This is a genomic window from Nocardia sp. NBC_00403 (assembly GCF_036046055.1).
Taxonomy (GTDB): Bacteria; Actinomycetota; Actinomycetes; order Mycobacteriales; family Mycobacteriaceae; genus Nocardia.
On sequence record NZ_CP107939.1, the window covers coordinates 3731022 to 3753154 of the forward strand.

The following is a 22133-nucleotide window of genomic DNA, read 5'->3' on the forward strand; positions in this document are numbered from 1 at the left end:
TCGGGGCTTTTCGATCAGCCGACACTGTCACCACCACTCACCTTGCTCGCAGTTATCTTCTTGCCGTTGACGATTGCCGTCGCGTCGGCCGTGAGGGTCGGGGCCGGAGAGGTGGAGCCGTCGGCCGCCCGCCGCACTCCGGTGACGCCGCCGTTCGCGTCGACGATCCAGCTCTCGCGCTGGCCGCCGTCGTTGTAGATATACAGTCCCGCGGGCGATTGCACGGGTGCCGCGGTGAAGCCCCACTGCTGGCCGCCCAGCCACAGCGTCCCGTGCACGGCCTTGCCGTCGAAGCTGCCGTCGAGCCGGGCGTCGTTCTTGCCGGTCAACTGCAACGATCCGTTCACAGCGCTGCCCTGCAGCCAGGACTCGATCGTGTTGCCGTCGCACGCGTACGCGGTTGCTTTGCTGCCCTGCACGGCGATTGAGAGGGTGATGGCGCCGCCGGTCTGCAGCGGAATCGTGCCGACGTAATCGGCCTTCGCCGGGAACGGTGTTGCCGCGGACGCGCCGGTAGTCGGTGGGGCCTGCGTCGTGGTGACCGAATTCGGCTTCGCCTGCGTCGGCTCGGTCTCCTTGGACATATCGACGACGAGCAGGACAGCGGCCAACCCGGCCACCGCCCCGAGGGTGAGCAATGGTCCCAGACGTTTCATTGGGTCTCCTCGATGCGCGGCCGTCGAAAGACCGGCCGAAGCGATCCCCGAACCGCACGCTGCGCCGGTACCGCTGTCTCGCATTGTCTACGTGGTAGACCACCCGAGCGGTTCAATCCGACATTCACGGCACCCGTCGATCGGCGTGCCATACCTGCGTGTTTGCTGGTCAGGAGGCTGGAAGCAGCCGGTACGCCGTGCGTGCGGTACGCCTCGAATGTGCCGGCGCGACGGCGGACCGAGCAATGGAAACGGTCATGGTCCGCGGCCGAAAAGTGGGCAGCTGTCGTGGCAGTTACGGGCGAGCCGCGGCTCACGAGAGCGCGCGATGCGGTGTGGCCGACCGGTGCATGTCCGGGGCTGTCAGGTCGGACGGTCAGCTGAGATCGGACCGGCGGTGCGTCGTGCTGTCTGGCCTGGGGCCAGTGCCTCGGCGGCCGCACTCGTGCTCGCAAACGAGCGCTCGCGGTTGTGTTTCCGGCGGGTGATCGTTGCAGTTCACCCGGCTGCGGGGTCAGTTCGGCGGTGCGGGGTCGTGTTGTCGGTCGGTGCGGCCGGTGGTGCCTCGGCCGCATTCGTCCTCGGAATCGGTGCTCACGGACGCGCGGTCGGCGGATGGCTATCGCAGTTCACTCGGTTGGGTGGTCAGCCATGGTCGGCGGCGACGGTGGGTCGCGGTGTCGGTGCCGAGGCGGCGGCAAGCGCCCGCGCTGCACCCGGTGTCAGTTTCGCGCCCGCCGCGTGGGCTGCGGTGAATGCGGGATCACCGAGGGCTGCCCGGACGGTGCTGGTCGGGCCGTCGATGTCCGGGCGTTCGGCGGGGAGCAGGGCGATGCCGTTGGCCAGGCGGACGGCTTCGGCGGCACCCAAAAGGTGTGCGGCGGCGTCGTATTCGCCGAGGCCGGCGGTGTCGGTGGCCAATCCGGCCAGGGCGAAAGCGGTGTCGCGTGGGGCGGCGATGCGTTGGGCGCCGTCGAAGGCGGCGAGGTGGAGGTCGAGTGCGGCCGCGGGCTCGCCCCGCTGTTCGAGGAGATAACCGAGTTCGACTTGGAGCATGGGGAGGAACAGCGGCGTCTCTTCGGCGTCGGGCGGGGTCAGTGCCAGCAGTTCGCGCAGGATGTGTTCCGCGACATCGGGTTTGCCGTCACGCCGGGCGGCGAAGGCGAGCACGACCGAGGCGAAGAGGCGGCCGGGACCGTAGCCGTGTTCGGCCGCGATTCGCTGCGCCTGCGCACCGAGCGCGGTGGCGCGGTCGAAGTCGGTGTGCTGCATGGTGATCCAGCCCAGCCAGCACAAGTGGGTGCACACCTGGCCCCACAGTTCCAGCTCCTGGGCAAGGCCGAGCGCCTCGGTGTGGATGTCGGTGGCGACGGTCAGGTCGCCCGTCAGTTCCGCGAGGCCGCCGAGCCATTCGGCGGCCTGTAGTCTGCCCCAGCGGTCGTCGATCTCGGCGAAGATCCGCGCCGCTGAGTGGGCATTGTGCTCCAACGCGGTCAGATCCACCCGGCTGTGCGCGGATTTCGCCAGCGCCACGTGCGCGGCCGCGATACCCCAGCGGTCACCGAGCTGTTCGCACACCGGAAGCGCACGGCGCACCAGTGCTTCCAGCTCCGGCAGGTCGCCGGACTCCAGCGCGGAGAAGGCGAGGAACAGCTCGGCGCGAGCCCGCCCCGCCGGATCGTCGACGGTGTCATAAACCGCGAACACCGCGGCGCGCTGCGCGGCACCGTCGGTGAATTCGCCTTGCTGGAACGCGAGCCCGGTATTCCACGCGAGAGCCGGTGCGCGATGCTCGGGCGCACCACCCAGTGCGAGTGCGGCATCGAACCATCGCCGCGCCTCGTTCAACCGCCCGCGCAGCAGCCAATACCAGGCCAGCGCATTCACCAGCCGCAGCGCATGGTCCGCATCATTCGCCCGCACGAATCCGTCCAGTGCGGCCCGCAGATTCGCATCCTCGCTGTCGAGTCGATGCAACCATCGCTGCTGGTCCGCGCCATACAGCTCCGGCGAAGCCCGTTCGGCCAGCAGCAGGTAATACCGGTGGTGGGCCCGGGCCGCCGCGGCCGCTTCGCCCGCCTCCGCCAGTCGATCCATGCTGAACGCCGCCACCGACTCGAGTAGCCGAAACCGCCTGCCCGTTGCGTGTACCAGCGACCGATCCACCAGTCTCGCAACAACATCCGCGACCGTAGACAGCTCGAGCCGGGTAGTGGTGGTGTCCCCGTCGATCCCTTCCGCACACACCGTTTCGGCGGCGTCGAGGGTGCAGCCGCCCGCATGCACAGCCAGTCGGCGCAGCACTGCCCGCTCGTCGTTGTCGAGCAGACCCCAGCTCCAGTCGATCATTGCGGTGAGGGTCTGCTGGCGTGGCGGGGCGCCGCGATGTCCGGTGGCGAGCAGCCGGAAACGATCGTCGAGCCGGGCAACCATCTCGTGCACACCGAGCGCCCGCACCCGGGTCGCAGCCAACTCCAGGGCCAGGGGGATGCCGTCGAGTCTGCGGCACAGGGTGGCGACCGGTGCGGCGGTGTCGGTGTCGAGGACGAAATCGCGGGCGCTCGCACGGGCCCGGGTCAGGAAAAGCTTTACCGCGCTGGACTGTTCGAGCTCGATGAGATCGGCGTCGCGGGTCGGCACGGTCAAGGGCTCCACCACGACGATGTCCTCACCGGGCAGTCGCAGCTGCTCGCGACTGGTGGCGAGGATGTGCAGCTTCGGGGCGGCGCCGAGCAGCAGTTCGGCGAGGTCGGCCGCGTAATCGACGACGTGTTCGCAATTGTCGAGGACCAGCAGCAGTTCTTGATCGGCGAGTGCCTCGCAGAGCAGCTCCGCCGGATCGGCGCCGTCGCCGGCTCGGATGCCGAGCACCTGCGACACCGCCTCGGCCAGCCAGGTCGACCCGTCGGTCGCGGTCGGTTGCAGCGGCGCCAGCTCGACCAGCCAGGCGCCCTGAGGAAACCGTTCGGTCAGTCCGGCAGCCGCGGCGAGCGCGAGCCGGGTCTTGCCGACGCCGCCGGGGCCGGTCAGCGTCACCAGCCTGGTGGCGGAAACGGTGTCGCGCAGCCGAATCAGATCCCCGTCGCGGCCGATCAGCTCGGTGCGCTGGGCCGGGATATTGGAATTGCGCCGCCGCAGTACTGTTTCCGGTCGCGGCGCGGCGAGCTGGAGCTCCTGCCCCAGAATCGAGCGGTGCAGAGCAACAAGTTCCGGACTCGGGTCGAGGCCCAGTTCGTCGGCCAACTGTCGACGCAGGTCCTCATAGCTGTCGAGCGCCTCGGCCTGGCGGCCCGCACCGTAGAGTGCACGCAAATATCCCGCGCGCAACCGTTCGCGCAGTGGGTGTTCGCGCACGAAGGCCGCGAGATCGCCCGCCACCTCGCGATATTCGCCGAGTGACAGTCGCGCCTCCGCGAGTTCCTCGACAGCGACCAGCCGCTGTTCCTCCAGCTGGGCGATGGCGGGTTCGGCGAAGGTTGCGTCCCGGAAGTCGGCGTATGCGGGGCCGCGCCACAGACCGAGCGCTTCGGTGAGCGCCTGGACGCGCGTGGCCGTGTCCGTGGTCGCACGGGCAGTGGCCACCAGTGAACGGAAATGCAGCGCGTCGACGTCGGTGCCGCCGAGGCGATAGCCGGGTGGTGGCGACACCACCAGCTCGCGGCCACCGGGCTCGGCATCCTCGAGCGCCCTCCGTAGCTGCGACGCCTTGGCCGCCAGCGTGCCCGCGGGGTTTCCGGGCGGATCATCGGCCCAGATGTCGTCGACGAGCCGATCCGCCGAGACCGGCTGTCCGCCGTTGACCAGCAGGTCTGCTAGCAGCGCCCGCACCTTGGCGCCCGGAATGGGGACGACCGTGCCCGCCGCCGTCCAGACCGTCAACGGACCGAGCACTCCGAAACGCATACTCGCAGCTTAAGCGGTGGACGCACGGGCGCTCGGCACCGGAATCCGACCGTAAACAAACCGGAAGGTGCACATCCCAGAGTTGGTGCCAACGAACAACACCGACCACCGAAGGAACCGACATGAAACTCCGCACCGCATTCGTCGCCGCTGCCCTCGCCGCCACCGCCCTGCTGTCGGGCTGCTCGGGCGCCGACGACGCGCCGACGCCCGCTCCGGCCGCGGCTCCCGGCGCCTACGCCGATGTGAACGGCCTGCACATGTATTACGAGGTGCACGGGACTCCGACCGCGCAGCCGCCGTTGGTGTTGTTGCACGGCGCGTTGTCGGGCATCGGCACCGACTTCGGTCAACTGATTCCGGAACTGTCCAAGACCCGCCAGGTGATTGCCGTCGAACAGCAGGCACACGGCCGCACCGCCGACATCGACCGCCCGCTGCGCACTCCGCAGATGGCCGAGGACACGGTCGCGCTGCTGCACCAGCTCGGCGTGCAACGCGCGGACATCTTCGGCTACAGCATGGGCGCCGGTGTCGCACTGGAGATTTCGCTGAAGTACCCCGAGCTGGTGCGCAAACAGGTGCTCGCGGCGGGCGGCCTCGACGCCAATGCGATGCACCCCGGGCTGCTGGACGGCCTTGCCGAGCTGCAGCCCGAGATGCTGCACGGTTCGCCCTTCTACAACGACTACATGAAGAACGCGCCGCGTCCTGAGGACTTCCCGCGGTTGGTCGCGCGGGTCAAGGATCACGACCAGAACGCGTTGCCCGCTTTTGCGGCAGCGGCGGTGCGTCAGATCACAGCGCCGACGCTGACGGTGATCGGCGACTCCGACATCGTCAGGCCCGAGCACGCGGTCGAGATGTTCCGGCTCTTCGGCGGCGGCATCATGGGCGACACGCCCGCAGGCCTGCCGAACGCGCAGCTGGCCATCCTGCCCGGCACCAGCCACGTCACCCTGGTGCACCGTCCAGAACTGTTGCTGCCGATCATCCCTGCCTTCCTCGAAGCACCCGCACAGGATGTGCGGTGAGCGAGCTCGGCGATCGAACCGTGAATGCGGCGGCGGGCACTGACGAACCGGGCGGCGGCCCGGCCCCGGCGGCGCCCACCGCGCGCCCGGTGCGGGTCACGCTGATCCTCGGCAGCACCCGCACCGGCCGATTCGGGCCGACGGTGGCGGATTGGTTCGCGGGCCGATTGCGCCGCCGTCGTGATGTCGAGCTGGACACCGTCGACCTCGCCACCGTCGGACTGCCCGATCGGCTCACCGATCACGACGAACAGGTTCCCCCGACGGTGCGCGAATTGGGCCGGCGTTTGGCTGCCGCCGACGCCTTCGTCGTGGTCACGCCCGAATACAACCGAAGCTTCCCGGCGGCTGTGAAGAACGCCATCGACTGGTTCGACAGCGAATGGGCCGCCAAGCCGGTGACCGTCGTCAGCTATGGCCGCGACTCCGACGGCAGCCAGGCCGCCGCCCAACTGCGGCAGGTGTTCGGCGAACTGAATGCCGTTCCCATTCGCCGCACCGTCCCCATCGCCAAGGTGTGGCAGCGCTTCGCCGCCGACGGCAGCTGGCCGCGCCGCGATGCCGAGCTCGACGAATCCGTCAATGGCGCGGTGGACCAACTCCTCTGGTGGGCCCGCGCATTGCGCGACGCTCGCGCCAGTGCGCCGTTCGTGCAGTGAGAACATCCCGATCCCCGGCCGCCTGAGCTCGACGAGTGGCAGCCTCCACGGGCGCCGTCCGAGGCTAGCGGGATTCGAGTTCGAAGATCTGACGCGGGCGGCATTCACGTTCGTCGAACGTGGCATCCACGCCCGCGCTGAAAACGGCGGCGAATGCCGCCGAATACGTGTCGTCGGAATCCCATGCGGCCGTCGAGACGACGGCGTCTCCTTCGCTCGTCACCCAGCACTCGGCGGACAGGCAGCCCGGCGACGAGCGCAGGACCGCGCGGACCTTGTGCACCCGGGCGACGAACTCGTCGAAGTGTGCGGGTACCGGGTAGCGGAAGGCAACAAAACCGACTGTCATCCGACGCGCCTTTCCTCGGCGAAAGCATCGATGCTCTCGCAATTCGATTGTGTAACACCAATTCTCAAATATGCGGTGCCGTATACGAAAATCGTAGCTCGCGCCGCGGCGGTGTCGACACCGTCCGCGATACCGGCGGCATGGCCGCCGTCACACACGCATTGCGCCGTGTCGGATCGAGCAGAACCTTTCGAAATTGCCTCCCGCGCCGCAGGTCTCCTGCTCGAACTCTCGCGACCGAGCCCCGCTCCCGCCCTCGGCACGCCACCGCCGCATCGTGCCGCCGACGTGCGCCGATCGCGCATGCCTCGACTCCGGTTGTCTCGCCGGTTTGAGAGTTTTGTCGACAAATATCGCCTGTTTAGAGTTCATGTTCAGAAAAGTCTCACTGGGAAGTTCAATGAGAAAATTTAAGGTAGGTGATCTCGACAGAGAAAGGTTTCGGTATGGATGCCGACGAAGTGAAGCGCTACATCGGTGAGAAGTTCGAGGGCGTGGTGGTCAGTGGGTATCTGGGTGACAGTTTCTTCATCTACGACCCGAACGGCGATCTGCCTGCCAAGCGCCAAATCCCCTTCGCGACCATCGTGACCGGCGACAACTACGACACCGTCTCCGCGCTGCACCATGAGGACGCGTACCGGTTGAACATCTCCCTGACCAAGGACACCTTTACCGCGATGTTCGGGCAGGTGCCCACTCGGCGCGACGAGAACGGCACGCCGGCTACCGATTACGACTATGCGGCCAGGGATCAGCTGATGCCGCACCCTACCTACGGTGCTCAGCATTGGGTCTGTGTCGTGAACCCGAGCGACGAGACCTTCGACGTCATCGAACCACTGTTGGCCGAGGCCTACCGGTTCACCGCTCGCAAACATGCCAACTGGCTCGCACGCCGGCGTTCTGTCGCACAACAGCAGGCCGACTGACGTATCAGCCGCGATAACCCGTCGCGGTGACCACACCCGCGCCTATGAATCCTGTTGGTGGGCGAGGGTGTCCCTGCATGACAGCGGCTGGAAGTACCGACTGTACGCGGCCGGCCCGGCCACCCGATGTTTCGCTACCGACCCGAAAGACCAGATCTGTGCCGCGACGGTTGCGCAGGTAGCGCCCCAAGGGGACATCGTTGCGTTGGAGCGCGGCTGCTCGATGCGGGTAATCTGTCGGCGAGCAACTCCTAGGGCGGAAACTGAACGCCCGGGCGCAGGGAGAATGGCATGGGTGAGCAGTTTTCGGCCGATTTGGATCGGCTGCGGGCCCTGGCTCCGGGTTTCGATCGGATCGGTGTGGAGGTGAAAGCGGCGGTCGAAGCGTTGCGTGCCGTCGTGGGCGATGACGCCGCGCCATGGGGTAATGACGACACCGGCAAGGCATTCGGCAAGTCCTTTGTCCCGGAACAGCAGCAGGCCATGTCCGACCTGGACAGTCTGGTTCGGGTGCTACAGCAGGCCGGCGGCGACCTGCGCCAACTCGCTGATAACTTCGAGTACCAAGACTTGGCTGCTGGGCGGCAAATTCGCAACGTCGGTCTCGGGACCGGGAACGGCTCGACACCGTTCCCCGGCGGCGATGGCGCTGTTCCGAACCAGACCGATCCGAACGTCACGATCACTCCGATCGCTACGCAGCCCGCCGCCGCCACAGCCCGTACGCTGCCCGCCGCCGCCGCCACAGCCCGTACGCTGGCCGCCGCAGCATCGCCGCCCCCGTCACCTGCCACAGTGCCGACATCCGCTCCGGCCGGCACAGGCACTCCGGAGGGCGCACCAGCGACCGAACGTCGACCTGGACAACAAGATCGGAACCGATCCGACACGAATCGCCCCGGCACCGGCGGCGGCGAAGGCATGCCGGGAATGAGCCTGAACCCAGCTCATCGAGCAGACGCCCAACGCACCCCACCAGCGCAAGCGAGCGCTCCGACCGCCACGCCGTCGGCAGGTGCCTCAGGGCAGCCGGGTGCGTCCGCAGCGGCGAAGGACACAGCTGCCGCCACGGCTACACCGTGGTCCAAGTCCGCTGCGGATCGACCACCGCGCGTCGCCGCCTCCGGCTCGGGCGCCTCCGATTCTCCGCCACGCATGCCGAGCCGGCCTGGGGCACGGACGCCGCGGAAGGCCGATAAGCCGGACCGCAAACCCGCGAAGCCGACGGTGGACGCTGTTGCCGAGTCGGCCGCGGCCAGGCTCGCACGGGAACTGGTCGAGCGACATGGCGTGCGGGCGTTCGGCTTCGACACCCTCGGCGTGCCCGAAGAGGTGCTGACCGACATTGTCGCCGCGGTGGACGACATCCTGCCGCGGTACCTGGACATCGACCTCCGTGCCATTGGCATCGACGAGCTTCCGGACGGCGAACTGACCCGGCTGGACTGGGATTCGGTGACGAAACCCGCCACTTCGGGGGATATCTCCGATACCGAGGACGCATCCGAGGGAGTGGAGGAAACGGATGCGAGCCCGGCCGAACGAGTGTTGTTCACCGCGCGCATTGTGCTGTCGGCACGTGCCGCAACCGACCCGGACTATCTCGAGCAGACCATCGCGGCAGCCGAGAGTGCGGGTCTGCTGGTGCCGGGATACGCACGGCGACCGGTGTATTCGTCGATCGTGTGTGAACTCGGTGGGGCGATGGATGTGGCTGGCGGCTTCCGCGCCCGCACCGCGGCCCGGCGTGCCCTGATCACCGCGTACCTACCTCGGTTGGACGCGGAGGACCGGGGTTCGCTGCACCGGACGGTGGCAGGCTTCCGAGGGTGGCGGGCGCAGCTGAGCGGCCGCAGCTTCCGCAGCGGGCGATTCGACTCCGCCGCGGCGTTGGCCGAGGGGTTCACCGAGATGGTGTTGAACGGCGAGCAGGCCGCACCACCAGCGCGGGTGTTGCATCGCCTATTGGTCGAGACTGCCGGAGCGTCCTCGTCGGGCGCGGGGCGTGATGTTGTCCGCGCCTCGACATGATCGCGGAGGGGGCTACCTGTCCTCGCTCGGCCGGTCCAAACCGGCGTCGTGCAGGATCATGGCCATAGTTTCGGGATCGATCGGGTTTTCTGGCGGATAGTCCGGTTCGACCGGGTTTTCCCGAGCGACCGGCAGCATGTCGTCGTAGCCCAGATCGCCGGGGTGGAACTCTTCGAAGCCACGGTAGTACACACCGTCCGCGGTCCGGCCACGCAGTTGGCGCAGGATCGTCACGCCGTCCTCAGCGAGCATGGGCGGGCTCGTGCCATCCGAGTACGCTGTCAAAGTAATCCTTCAATTTGTTGGCGAGTTCTTCGTTTTTGAGAGTGAATTTGCGCATCTGCTTGGGGTTTCCGTTCGTCCAAGCGGTGAACGCTTCGGCGAATGCCTCCGAGGGTTCGTTGTAGTAGTCGTTCCACTTACCATCATGTCCGATGGTCCTGAGTATCTCCTGGTGTAGGTCCATCCATTTTCGTTCACCGCTGAGCCATCGTCCACCGGTACCGTACGCAGCGTCCGTGGCATGTCCGAACTCGTGCCAGGCCACATTGTGACTGCCGCTGCCACCGCCGGAGTTGATGACGATCCGCCTCGGACCGCCCATGTACACGCCTTGAACTGTGTTCCAACTTGTTCCCTCGGGGCGGCCGTACGGGGTATTGCCATGCAGGCTCTCCGTGCCGGGCAGCTCGAGTAGCGGTCTGTTGCCGATGACGATTCCGCCACCGGGCACGGCATTCAGGTATTCGCTGACCCGCCGGTAAATGTGCGGACGCACCCGGCCGAGTTCCCGCTGAACCTCCACTGTTGCGGTTGTCTGGTCCATCATGTTGATGAACGGGCCGCCGTCGGCCGGAGGGAAGGCGACCGTGAACTCGATGGCGTTCGCCAACCGCACCTGATCGCCTGGATTCAGCGTCACTTTCGTGCCCGGCGGGATTTCCTTCTTGTTGACGTATGTGTGGTTCAACGATCCTTCGTCACGGATCCAGACCCGGCCGGACGGATGGACGCCGATACTGGCGTGCTGACGGGATACCTGTGCGATCTTGGGTAGCCCGGTGGGAAGGCTGGAGTTGTCCCGACCGAGCAACACCGGTTCGCCGCCGCGCACGATATCGAGGGAGATATCCCCGTGTGAGCTGTTGAGCTTCACCGGCAAAAGCCGCTGGGCGTTCTCGTGGTAGCCATCCGCGAATTGCGCTGCGCCGGCCCATTCCCCGAAGCGAATCTGGTCGCCGGGACGGAGCTGCACAGGTCTTGCGTCCGGGTCGACCCTGACGTTGTCGACCCACGTTCCAGCCGTGGAATGCTCATCGCGCAGCCACAACTGGCCGTACTCGTCACGGAAAATGGTGGCGTGTTCCGGGGACACCGAAGTGTCTGCGGAGAATTGATTGGACATCGGCAGGTCGGGGCGACTGCCGATCAACACCTCATCGCCGCGCCGAAGCGCCAGCACTGGGCCGTTCTCGTAGTCGGACAATCGCAGTACCAGCGGCGCTTCCTCACCCATCTGGAGCCGGGTGGAGATACCTTCGTACGTTACGTTGTCGTCGGCGTTCAGGTAGCGCTTCTCGCCTGGTGGGACCTGCTCTTCGTTGACCTTTACCTCGGTCCGGCTTTTCGGGTTCGGGTCGTGCACCCATGTCCGACCATCGGCATCGCGCCCGAAGATGATTTCTCGCCCGGACAGCACCTTGCCGTCGAGCGACATCATCACCGTGTTGCCTTTCAGCTCGTCGATGTTGACCCGGACTTCCTGCCCGGGTTCCAGGTCGATCGGAAGCTTTTTCCGGCCCTCGGTGAAGTGCAGTGCGGCCGGCGGGAGTTCCGGATGCTCATCGCCTCCGAGACGGGCTGCGGCGACGAAATCGGGACCGATCCGGACATCGTCGCCTTCGGTCAGGGTGACTCGCTGGTCCGGTGTGATCTTGTCTCCGTTGACCCACACACCCTCCGAACCCGGATGATCGCGGATCCACAGTCGGCCGTCGTGGTCGAGGCCGAGGGTGGCGTGGCGATGCCCGACACCCGGGACATCGCGCAGTTGTGTTGCGAAGGGCGAGTTTTCATCGGTGCCGATCGGGACCGACTGGCCGGGTTCGAGTCGCACCGGCACCGCGTCCGGGCCGCTGCCGAGCCGCAGGTGGACCGGACTGGCATTGGTCGCCGCATCCGGCGGAAGGAACTGCGCCTCACCGCGATATCCGCCTAGGTGTACTTTGTCCCCAGGCTCGATAGTTCGCGGTTCGCCCGCTGCGAGTTCGACGTTGTTGACTCGCGTGTGGTTTCTGGAACCGCGGTCCTCGATCCAGACCCGGCCGTTCTCGTCCATGCCGATACGTGCGTGATTCGTAGAGACGGTCATCCGACCGGGCGTGTCCGGGTGCAGCATGCCGCGACCGATATCGATGGTCTGCCCGCGATACAGTCGCAGTGCAGGCCCGTTATCGCCGAACAGCCGCACTTCGGCCATCTGACGCTGGAAATTGATACCGATATCGAGCGTACGACCGAGCACGATCTTCTGGCCGTCGTGGACGCGCACCCAGGTATCGCCGACCACCTGCTTGCCGTCGACAAAGGTGCCGTTCTTCGACTCGTTGTCGTGGATCAGAACGTGGCCATTTTCGTCCACTTTGATAGTCGCGTGACGGCGCGAGACGGGGTTGGTCGCCGCATCCTGAAACAGCGCGCCGTCGCCGCGTCCGAGCACATGCTCCTGGCCCGGAAACAGTCGCAGCGGGACTGCGGCACCGTCCGGGCCCGTCAAAACCACGTCTGCATAGCCGCCGTCGGGATGGCGGTAGAACATGGTCTGTCCGGCCGGCGGTGGAGCCGCCGCCATCCGGTCGTCGTACGCCGGTCCGTGGTCCGGCTCCACGCGCGGCAGCGGTCGAGTCGGCGGACCGTCATAGGTCGGTTCATCGGATTGATGCAGACCGTCCTCATCACGTGGGAGCGGAGCATTGTCGGGTGGCTCGTCGACCAGGCGCAGCCGTCTGCTGGGCGGTCGCTGCTCGGGCGTCGCCGGAACGTCGACTTCTTCGCGCACCGGCGGCTCGACCTCGCGAGTACGAGGAATGCCCGCGGTGCCGTCGGCCCCTACGCGGCGCGACGGCGTTCGGGGTCGGTCACCCCGCAGGTTCTGGTCGAGCGGCGGAGGCAGATCGTTACGCGGCGTCGCCGACACCCCTCGGTCTCCACCTTCCGCCCGTCGATTGTTGGATTCCGGTGCGGGAGTCCGTGATTCACCTGCGACATGCGGTGGCGACACGGGCGGAGGGGTGTGCGCGGGCGGGCCGGTGACACCGACGGCATGCTGCTCCAAGATGTCCAGCCGCTGCAGCATGACCTCATGCCAGTCCCGTCGGCCGGCCGCGAAGAACGCCGGGCGCAGCTCTTCGACCCGCTGTCGAATCTCGTGTACATCCGATCGCGCGAGAGCGTGCTCCTTCCAATGGATCTCACCGTCGGGCCCGTGTTCTTGGAATTGCTTTGCGAAGGGACCGATCACTCCGGTGTCCTCGAAGGCGCGGCTGTTGTCGATTCCCCACACGTCCCCGGTGCGATCGACATTCCAGTGCTCGGAGCGGCCCGGCATTTCCCCGGGGTGGTCGACCATCCAGTTCTCTGAGCCGCGGTCCGGCATGCCCACCAGTGCGTCGAGGACGCCGAGCCGCGTTCCGGAAGGGGTGCCGTGGAACCTCGTCTCGGCGTTCCAATCGCGTGGATACGCTTCCTGCGCAGGCTTGCCGGGGGCAACCTCCATGTAGACGTGGTCGCCGACGACATGCACCAGAGGCACGCGCGCCCCCACCGCCTCGCCGACCATCGATGTCAGGAATTCGGCGTGTGCGTGCTGCCGATTCGACACCACCTTGCGGATCACCTCGGTGCCGTCGTGGAAAGTGAGCCGTTCCACCACTTTCGCCGAGTCCCCCGCAGTGCTGGTCCGCGCTATCGTTTCGGCCCGCGGCGGTTCGCCGGAGCGCAATAGTTCGTTGATGTGGGCGGCGAACTCCCGATGGCGCGCCGCGAACGGGGATGGTTCGCCTTCTCCACGGAACGCGCTACGGCCTGCCTGATGGACGCGCAGCGAGCTGACGGCCGCGCCGACGAAGCCACCGCCGAAGCCGGTGATGGCACTTTGGCGAACCATTCTGAACACGTCGCCGATACTGTGAATGTCTTTGTGGTAGATGATCAGCGAGGGCACGGCGCCGACGACGCCACCTGTCACGCCGCCCGCGGCACCGATCATCATGGTGCCGCCCACATGCGCTGAGAGGCGGCCCACGTTGGTGGTTGCTCGGCCCCCCACCCACTCCAACATGCGCGGAGCGATCCGTCGGCCGACCTCCGCGCCCGCGATACTGCCCAGCACACCACCGGCGAGCAGTTCCAAGAACGAGCCCGTGTCGAACCCGTCGCGGATGCCGTCGTGCATGTCCCATAACTGGGCGCCGACGCTGGTCACCGCACTGGTCAGAGCCCCGATTTTGGCGGCATGGATGGCTCCGTGCAGCGCGGCGCGCCGCGCGGTGCCGGCCGCCGCGTTTTCGGCCACTGTCACGGTGAGCCTCGCCGCCGCCGCGCGCATCGCCTGCTCGGCGGCCAGCCGGTCGACTACTGCTTTCATCCCGCCACCCTGGAAGAACAGCAGCGCGTCGTAGGCGAGCTGCGCGCCGAGGACGATCCCCGAAATGACCAGCAGATGCTGCGTTTCCAGGGTGGAATCAGCGAGGTCGTGACACTGTTGCCCCATGTCCTTGCAGACCGCAGCCTGATTGCGCATAGTCGCGGCGACCGTGCGGTGCCGCTCGGCCAATCCCGCTTGGGTGGCGCCATCGATCGCTTGCTCGACTCGACAGGCTTCGGCCTCGTACTGATCGGCCGAGTCGTTCAGCACCACACCGGTCTGCAGATACGCATCACCGTGGCATCGCGTGCCCTCCACGCTGGTCACGGGCCAATGCCCGAGGACGAGGTCTCGCACAGCGAAGGGAACCTCGGCCAGCAGACTGCTCGCATCCATCGCAGCCCGCCTTTGTGCCCCACAAAATTCTCAGGGTCAATGTAGGCAGAACTCGGCCACGCCAGAATTCCCTCTTTTGGGAACAGTGCTACAATATAAGCTTTTGTAATCGCGGAGCGGTGGACCCGGTCCCCCTCATCGCCGTGGTGGCCGGGTCCGCCGCATTCCGCGTCGTCTATCCGCGGGCGATGGTCTCGAAGACCTTCGGGTCGACGAGGGTCGAAGTATCGCCGAGTTCTCGGCCCTCGGCGACGTCGCGGAGTAGACGGCGCATGATCTTGCCGCTGCGGGTTTTCGGGAGTTCGGGGACGATATGGATTTCGCGTGGGCGGGCGATGGGGCTGATTTCCCTGGACACTTCGGCTTTCAGTTCGGTGACCAGGGCCGCGCCGGTGTTGGTCGCGCCCGCGGTGAGGATGACGAACGCGACAATGGCCTGACCGGTGGTATCGTCGCTGGCACCGACCACCGCGGCCTCGGCGACTCCGGAGTGCCCGACGAGGGCGGATTCGACTTCGGCGGTGGAGATACGGTGGCCGGAGATGTTCATCACGTCGTCGACGCGGCCGAGCACCCACAGGTCGCCGTCGGCATCGAGCTTGGCGCCGTCACCGGCGAAATACCAACCGGCGTCGGCGAATCGGTCCCAGTAGGTCTCCCGGAACCGGTCCATGTCGCCCCAGATGCCGCGCAGCATCGACGGCCACGGCTGGTCGAGGACGAGCAAACCGGAACGGCCGTTCTCGAGCTCGGTGCCCTCGTCGTCGACGATCTTGGCGGAGATGCCGGGCAGTGGAGCCATCGCGGCGCCGGGCTTGGTCGCGGTGACGCCGGGCAGCGGGGAGATCATGATGGCGCCGGTCTCGGTCTGCCACCAGGTGTCCACGATCGGAGTTCGGTTGCCGCCGATGACATCCCGGTACCAGCGCCAGGCTTCCGGGTTGATGGGCTCGCCGACCGAGCCGAGTAGTCGCAGCGAGGACAGGTTGTGGGCGTCGGGGATCTCGCGGCCCCACTTCATGAAGGTTCGCACCAGGGTGGGAGCGGTGTAATAGATGGTGACACCATACTTTTCGATGATGTCGAAGTGCCGGTGCTCGTCGGGAGAGTTGGGTGTGCCCTCGTAGACGACCTGGGTGGTCCGGTTGGCGAGCGGGCCGTAGACGATGTAGCTGTGTCCGGTGACCCAGCCGATGTCGGCGGTGCACCAGTAGACGTCGTGTCCGGGCTTGTGGTCGAAGACGTTGTGGTGGGTGTAGGCCGCCTGGGTCAGGTAGCCGCCGGAGGTGTGCAGGATGCCTTTGGGTTTTCCGGTGGTGCCGGAGGTGTAGAGGATGAACAGCGGATGCTCGGCGTCGAACGCTTGCGCCTGGTGGTCCGGGGAAGCATCGGTGACCGTGTCGTGCCACCACAGGTCACGGCCCTCGGTCCACGGCACCTCGATGTTGGTGCGGCGCACCACGAGCACGTGCTCGACGCTCGAGGGCGCGCCGCCGAGCGCCTCGTCCACCGCGGCCTTGAGCGGCGCGGCCGCACCGCGCCGCCACTGCCCGTCGGTGGTGATCACCAGCCGCGCCTCGGCATCGTCCACCCGCTGCCGCAACGCGGTGGGGGAGAAGCCGGCGAAGACGACCGAGTGGGTGAGCCCGAGGCGGGCGCAGGCCAGCATCGAGACGATGGCCTCGGGAACCATCGGCATGTAGATGGCGATCCGGTCGCCGGCCCGCATGCCGAGCTCGGTGAGATAGTTTGCCGCCCTGGACACTTCGCTGAGCAGTTCACTGTAGGTGAGGTCTCTGGAGTCGCCCGGCTCGCCTTCCCAGTGGATGGCGACCTGATCGCCGTGGCCGTCCAGTACGTGCCGGTCGACGCAGTTGTAGGCGACGTTGAGTTTGCCGTCGACGAACCACTTCGCGACGGGTGCGTCGCGCCAATCGAGGACCTGTGTCCAGGGCTGATCCCAGTGCAACCGCCGAGCCTGCTCGGCCCAGAACCCGAGCCGATCGGCCGCGGCCCGGTCGTACACGGCCGCACCGGCATTGGCGGTCGCGGTGAACGCGGCCTCCGGCGGGTAGGTGGCCGGTACGGCACCGGACGCGCTGTCGAGGCCGGTCGTGTCAAGGTCGGTGGTTGCGCTGGTCAACGTGGAACTCCTATCGGAACTACAAGGGATGTGGTCTCATCCCGTCGAAATGTCGGGGCGGCAGGTCTCAGTGCACGACCGCCTTCTCCGCGCCGACGCCGGTGAGTGAGCGGACCTCCATCTCCGAGGCCTTCGCCGGGTCTTCCCGCTTCCGGCCGCCGAGGAAGGTGCCGATCACGCCGAGCGCGAAGGCCAGTGGGATGGAAACGATTCCCGGATTCGACAGCGGGAACCAGTCGAAATCGGAACCCGGGATCATCGAGGTCTTGGTGCCCGACACCGCCGGGGAGAACACGATCAACACGATGGTGGAGATCAGGCCGCCGTACATGCTGAACAGCGCTCCCGTGGTGTTGAACCGCTTCCAGAACAGCGAGAACAGGATGGTCGGCAGGTTCGCCGCGGCAGCGACCGCGAAGGCGAGCGCCACCAGGAACGCGACGTTCTGGCCGTTGGCGAGGATGCCGAGCCCGATGGCGAGCACGCCGATGATCACCGCGGTGATCCTGGAGACCCGGACCTGCTTGTCCTCGTCGACCTTGCCCTTCTTGATCACGCTCGCGTAGATGTCGTGGGCGAACGACGCCGAGGCGGTGATGGTCAGTCCGGCGACGACCGCGAGGATCGTAGCGAAGGCGACCGCGGAGATAATGCCGAGCAGCACAACGCCACCCAGTTCGAATGCCAGCAGCGGCGCCGCCGAGTTCTGGCCGCCGGCCGCGCCCAGGATACGGTCGGGGCCGACGATCGCGGCCGCGCCGTACCCGAGCACCAGGGTGAACAGGTAGAACGCGCCGATCAGTCCGATCGCCCAGACCACCGATCGCCGAGCCTCTTTCGCGGTGGGCACCGTGTAGAAGCGCATCAGCACATGCGGCAGACCGGCCGTGCCGAGCACCAGCGCCAAGCCGAGGGAGAGGAAGTTCAGCTTGGAGGTCGAGCTGCCGCCGTACTGGGCACCGGGGGCGAGCACGTCACGCGCGGCCACGCCCTTGGTCTTCGAACCGGACACCGCTTCCTGGGCCGAGCCGAGGATGTCGGAGAAGTTGAAGCCGAACTTGGCGAACACCATGACCGTCATCAGCGCGGCACCGGTAATGAGCAGTGCGGCTTTGATGATTTGCACCCATGTGGTGCCCTTCATGCCGCCGACCAGCACGTACACGATCATCAGCACGCCGACAACGGCGATCACGATGGACTGCCCGGTCTTGTCGGAGATATCGAGCAGCAGCGCGACGAGACCGCCGGCGCCCGCCATCTGCGCAAGCAGATAGAACAGCGAGACGGCCAGTGTGGTCAATGCGGCAGCGGTGCGGACGGGGCCTTCCTGTAACCGGAAGCTCAGCACGTCCGCCATGGTGAACTTGCCGGTGTTCCTGAGCATTTCGGCGACCAGCAGTAGCGCGACCAGCCAGGCGACCAAGAAACCGATCGAGTAGAGGAACCCGTCGTAGCCGTAGACCGCGATCGCACCGGCGATGCCGAGAAAGCTCGCCGCGGAAAGGTAATCGCCCGCGATGGCGACACCGTTCTGTGGACCGGAGAAGCCGCGGCCGCCGGTGAAGTAGTCGGCGGCGGTGCGGTTGTTGCGACTGGCCCTGATCACCACGACCATGGTGATCACGACGAAGATGGCGAAGATGGCGATGTTCGCGGCCGGATTGCCGACCGTCCCTGCGGCAAGGTATTGCGTGTCGGCGAAGACGGTCATGCCTGCACCTCGCTGACGCTCGGTTCCGGCATGACCGCCAAGGCGGCTGTGTCCTGGTTTCGCTCGCTGCGCTCGCTCATGCCTGGCCCCCTTCGAGGTAATGACGAATAGCGGCCGCGCGCGGGTCGAGTTCGCGGTTGGCGAACCGGACGTAGAGTGCGGTGATGGCGAAGGTGGAGACGAACTGCGCGAGGCCGAGCAGTAGGCCGAGGTTGATGTTCCCGAAGACCTCGGTCGCCATGAAGTCGTGCGCGTAAGCGCCGAGCAGCACGTAACTCAGGTACCAGACCAGGAACAGCGCGGTCATCGGAAACACGAAGCGGCGCAACCGGCTTCGGAGCTCCTGGAATTGCGGACTCGCTTGCACGGCGGCGAAGTCTTCGGCGCTCGGCGTGCGCGGCGGCGCGGCGGCATCCGAGCGCCGAGGCTCGGTGCTCTCGCCGTCGAGGTCGATACTGGTCATCAGGAGTCCTAGCGTGTGACGTGACTTACTGCGCAGACCGTAGCCAGGTCGGCATGAGGGAATCATGATGTGGCGCAGGTCACTCCGTGAAGGTGCCTGTTTGTGCGGTGAGCGGTCGGCTGGACGCGACGAACGGTCCGGCCGCGGAGTGCGAAAAACGGATCGCCACGGCGGTTCGTTCGACCGCGGGCAGCCTCAGTTGGAGCGCAGCACGCGCTCCCGGTCGGCGCCCATGCCGAGCCTTTCCGGCGCGTGCAGGCGCACGAAGATCCGCCCGACCGTGCGTGCGCTCTGGCCGCGTGTCACCTTGCTGACCAGGATCATCGATGCGAATGCCAGGGGAACGCTGATCGCCGCCGGATAGCCGAGCATCGCCGCGGGCCAGCCGCCCGCCACCTCGTCGGAGACCCCGCCGAGCACCGATACCGCCGTCGCGCCGCCCGCCGCCAGACCGCCGGTGATCAGGCCGGTGGCCGCCCCGATCGCGGTCAGCCCGCGCCACCAGATGCCGAGTGCAAGCAGCGGGCAGAGCGTGGACGCGGCGACCGAGAATGCGAGCCCGACGGTGCGGGACAGATCGAGCGAGGCGACGGTGAGCGAAAGACCGAGTGGCACGGCACCGGCGCACAGCGCTGCGGCACGAAAATCGCGAATGCGCCCGCGCAGCATGTCCGTGCTGAGCACCCCCGCGATGCTCACGAGCAGACCCGACGAGGTGGACAGGAACGCGGCGATCGCGCCCGCGGCCGCCAGCGCCGCGAGCAACTGTCCCGGCAGACCGGCGAGCACCGATCCCGGCAGCAGCACCACCGCGGCATCGGAGGTGCCGGTGATCAGCAGCTGCGGCACGTAGAGCCGCGCGAAGACCCCCAGCAGCACCGGGAACAGGTAGAACACTCCGACCAGCCCGATCACCGCGAGCGCTGTGGTCCGCGCCGCCCGGCCGTCCGGGTTGGTGTAGAAGCGCACCAGCACATGCGGCAACCCCATGGTGCCGAGGAAGGTGGCGACGATCAGCGAGAACACCTGGTAGGTCGGATGCGATCCGCCGAACCCGCCGCCGGGCAGCAACCAGGCCGCGCCGTCGGCGGGCGCACCGGCCACCACCGGCACGGCAGCGCCGGCATCGAGGACCAGCTGGGTGCCCGCGGCCAGCTCGTGTTCGCCGGATGTCAGCAGCGCCGGTCCGGTCACCGCGCGGTCGTCGAGGGTGCCGTTGATCGAAACCAGTTGTGGCGCGGCCACCTGAACGACCACATCGGTGCTCACATCGACCGTCGTCCGCTCGGTGACGATCGGGGGCGCGGGTGTGGCGAGCTCGCGATCGTCGGCTAGGAAATGCCCGAGCAGCACCAGCGCCGGTATCGCCACCGCGGTCAACTTGAGCCAGTACTGGAAGGCCTGCACCAGCGTGATGGACCGCATCCCGCCGCCGGCTACATTAGCGATCACGATGGCCCCGACCGCCACGGCGCCGACCCAGTCCGGCACGCCCAACAGAATGCGCAACGTCAACCCGGCGCCTTGGAACTGCGGAATCAGATACACCCCGCATATCAGCACCACTACGACCGCCGCCAGCCGGCGCAGCCGCACCGACCCGAGCCGGAATTCCGCGAAGTCGGGCACGGTGTAGGCCCCCGATCGCCGCAGCGGCGCGGCCACGAACAACAGCAATCCGAGATATCCCGCGGTGAACCCGACCGGATACCAGAGCGCATCGGCCCCGTACTTGGCGATGAGCCCGGCAACACCGAGAAAGGAAGCGGCGGAAAGATACTCGCCGGAGATCGCTGCCGCGTTCCAGCGCGGCCCGACACTACGCGAGGCAACGAGGAAGTCCGACGTGGTCCGCGCCAAGCGCACGCCGTAGACGCCGATGGCGACGGTGGCGAGTGCGGCAAGCAGCAGGGCGGCGATGGTGAGCGCGGGTGCGGTGCTGGTGCTCATTGTCGTCTCCGGCCGACTCGCTCCGTGAGATCGGTTGCCGCGTCGATGTTCACGTCACTCGTCCGCCAGCTCGAGGAAGTCCTGTTCGTTGTGCTCGGCGAGGCGAACGTACAGCCGGCCGACGGCGTAGAGCAGGGGATAGACCACGATACCGAGCAGCAGCCACGGCAGTCGTATACCGAAGACCACGAACGAGCCGACCGCTGCGATATGAAAAAGCAATGGCAGCGAGCACAATACGAGGACCGTGACCAGGCCGAGCCGCAGCGCGAGGCCGAGCTGAGCGCGAATGAGCCCGCCGATCATGGCCGCGCCGATCTCGGTCTGTTCGGCCACCTCGACGCGAGTACGTACCCGCCGCGCGCCGCGACGCTCGGCCAGCACCACACGCTGCCGGGTCGGTCGCTGCTGCGGTCCGGTCACAGGTGGTTCCGCTGCTGTCGAGGGCCGTGCACGAGACGCTGCTTCAGCTCGCGGACCTGTCGCCGACTGACCGGCAGCTCCACCGCCGCGGCGTTCCCGTCCGCGCGCAGGCACACCACCGTGCCGGTGCCGACCGTGCGCAATCCGGTCACCAGCCGCAGCGCCACCAGATAGGACCGGTGCACCCGCAGGAATCCCGCATTCTCCCAGCGGGATTCCAGCGCGGTCAGCGGAATCCGCACCAGATGTGACCCGGCGCTGGTGTGCAGCCGCGCGTAATCACCGTCCGCCTCCACCCAGCTCACGCTCGAGCGGTTCACCAAGGTGGTGACGCCGCCGAGCTCGACGGGGATGACCGCGTTCGGATCGGCGCGCGGCTGCTCGGTCACCAGTGCGGGCGTGCTGCGCGCGGCGGCGATTCGCCGCACCGCCTCGGCCAATCGTGCCTCGCGCAACGGCTTGAGCAGGTAATCGACGGCCCCGAGATCGAATGCCGCCACCGCTCGATCGTCGTGCGCCGTCACGAACACGACGGCGGGTGGATTCGCGAACTCCGACAGGATGCCCGCCAATTCCATCCCGTCCAGCCCGGGCATATTGATGTCGAGGAACACCGCATCGATGGGATGGGCCCGCATCAGCCGCAGCGCATTGGTCGCGTCGCCCGCGCTGTGGATCTCGCCGACACCCGATTGCGCGCGCAGCAAATACACCAGCTCGTCCAGAGCCGGTTTCTCGTCGTCCACGGCAAGCACGCGAAGCGCTCCGGTGGACTGGTCAGTGGTCCGGGTCACAGCCGGTCCATCGTAAGCGCTGGCTTCGCTGCATCGGATCG

15 protein-coding genes are annotated in these 22133 nt (G+C 67.1%); 4 read left to right on the top strand and 11 right to left on the bottom strand.

The genetic code is table 11. The annotated features are described in order from the left end of the window. Nucleotides 1-14: 14 nt before the first annotated feature. Both OHQ90_RS16415 and OHQ90_RS16420 read right to left on the bottom strand, forming a co-directional pair. Entirely contained in the window at nt 15-656 is a 642-nt protein-coding gene (locus OHQ90_RS16415) for a hypothetical protein (RefSeq protein ID WP_328411448.1), read from the bottom strand. A gap of 645 nt (nt 657-1301) precedes the next feature. Beyond that, a complete protein-coding gene (locus OHQ90_RS16420; RefSeq protein ID WP_328411450.1) occupies nt 1302-4559 on the bottom strand; it encodes a BTAD domain-containing putative transcriptional regulator in 3258 nt (1085 codons plus the stop codon). A 122-nt stretch (nt 4560-4681) separates the two neighbouring features. Here OHQ90_RS16420 and OHQ90_RS16425 point away from each other — a divergent pair, with 122 nt between their 5' ends. Beyond that, the gene (locus tag OHQ90_RS16425; RefSeq protein WP_328411452.1) at nt 4682-5593 is read left to right on the top strand and encodes an alpha/beta fold hydrolase; all 912 of its coding nucleotides are present in this window, start codon (nt 4682-4684) and stop codon (nt 5591-5593) included. After that, on the top strand, nt 5590-6252 hold the full coding sequence (locus OHQ90_RS16430; protein WP_328411454.1) for an NADPH-dependent FMN reductase: 663 nt from the start codon (nt 5590-5592) through the stop codon (nt 6250-6252). The genes OHQ90_RS16425 and OHQ90_RS16430 overlap by 4 nt, the downstream gene beginning before the upstream one ends. 64 nt (nt 6253-6316) lie before the next feature. Here the strand turns inward: OHQ90_RS16430 and OHQ90_RS16435 are convergent, their stop codons facing one another. Next, on the bottom strand, nt 6317-6601 hold the full coding sequence (locus OHQ90_RS16435) for an antibiotic biosynthesis monooxygenase (RefSeq protein WP_328411456.1): 285 nt from the start codon (nt 6599-6601) through the stop codon (nt 6317-6319). Between the two features lie 446 nt (nt 6602-7047). Here OHQ90_RS16435 and OHQ90_RS16440 point away from each other — a divergent pair, with 446 nt between their 5' ends. Continuing rightward, the gene (locus OHQ90_RS16440; protein WP_328411458.1) at nt 7048-7533 is read left to right on the top strand and encodes a DUF6194 family protein; all 486 of its coding nucleotides are present in this window, start codon (nt 7048-7050) and stop codon (nt 7531-7533) included. A 291-nt stretch (nt 7534-7824) separates the two neighbouring features. Continuing rightward, complete coding sequence (locus OHQ90_RS16445) at nt 7825-9564, top strand: hypothetical protein (protein WP_328411460.1); 1740 nt, start codon at nt 7825-7827, stop codon at nt 9562-9564. A 12-nt stretch (nt 9565-9576) separates the two neighbouring features. Here the strand turns inward: OHQ90_RS16445 and OHQ90_RS16450 are convergent, their stop codons facing one another. The 8 genes from OHQ90_RS16450 to OHQ90_RS16485 all read right to left on the bottom strand — a co-directional run bounded on the left by OHQ90_RS16450 (nt 9577) and on the right by OHQ90_RS16485 (nt 22092). Continuing rightward, on the bottom strand, nt 9577-9816 hold the full coding sequence (locus tag OHQ90_RS16450; protein ID WP_328411462.1) for a hypothetical protein: 240 nt from the start codon (nt 9814-9816) through the stop codon (nt 9577-9579). Beyond that, nucleotides 9806-14605, bottom strand: coding sequence for an FHA domain-containing protein (locus OHQ90_RS16455; protein WP_328411464.1), 4800 nt, complete (start codon nt 14603-14605; stop codon nt 9806-9808). Before OHQ90_RS16455 ends, OHQ90_RS16450 begins: the two co-directional genes overlap by 11 nt. A 175-nt stretch (nt 14606-14780) precedes the next feature. Beyond that, entirely contained in the window at nt 14781-16748 is a 1968-nt protein-coding gene (gene acs, locus OHQ90_RS16460; protein WP_328411466.1) for an acetate--CoA ligase, read from the bottom strand. Nucleotides 16749-16815: 67 nt separating this feature from the next. Continuing rightward, complete coding sequence (locus OHQ90_RS16465) at nt 16816-18462, bottom strand: solute symporter family protein (protein WP_328411468.1); 1647 nt, start codon at nt 18460-18462, stop codon at nt 16816-16818. Between the two features lie 76 nt (nt 18463-18538). Further along, on the bottom strand, nt 18539-18925 hold the full coding sequence (locus OHQ90_RS16470; RefSeq protein ID WP_328411469.1) for a DUF485 domain-containing protein: 387 nt from the start codon (nt 18923-18925) through the stop codon (nt 18539-18541). A 195-nt stretch (nt 18926-19120) separates the two neighbouring features. Then, nucleotides 19121-20875 (bottom strand): sodium/solute symporter, encoded by a 1755-nt coding sequence (locus OHQ90_RS16475; protein WP_328411470.1) that lies wholly within the window; start codon nt 20873-20875, stop codon nt 19121-19123. Between the two features lie 54 nt (nt 20876-20929). Then, nucleotides 20930-21298 carry a hypothetical protein gene (locus OHQ90_RS16480; protein WP_328411471.1) on the bottom strand — a complete coding sequence of 123 codons (369 nt, stop codon included), beginning with the start codon at nt 21296-21298 and terminating at the stop codon, nt 20930-20932. Continuing rightward, nucleotides 21295-22092, bottom strand: coding sequence for a LytR/AlgR family response regulator transcription factor (locus tag OHQ90_RS16485; RefSeq protein ID WP_328411473.1), 798 nt, complete (start codon nt 22090-22092; stop codon nt 21295-21297). Before OHQ90_RS16485 ends, OHQ90_RS16480 begins: the two co-directional genes overlap by 4 nt. Between the last annotated feature and the right edge of the window lie 41 nt (nt 22093-22133).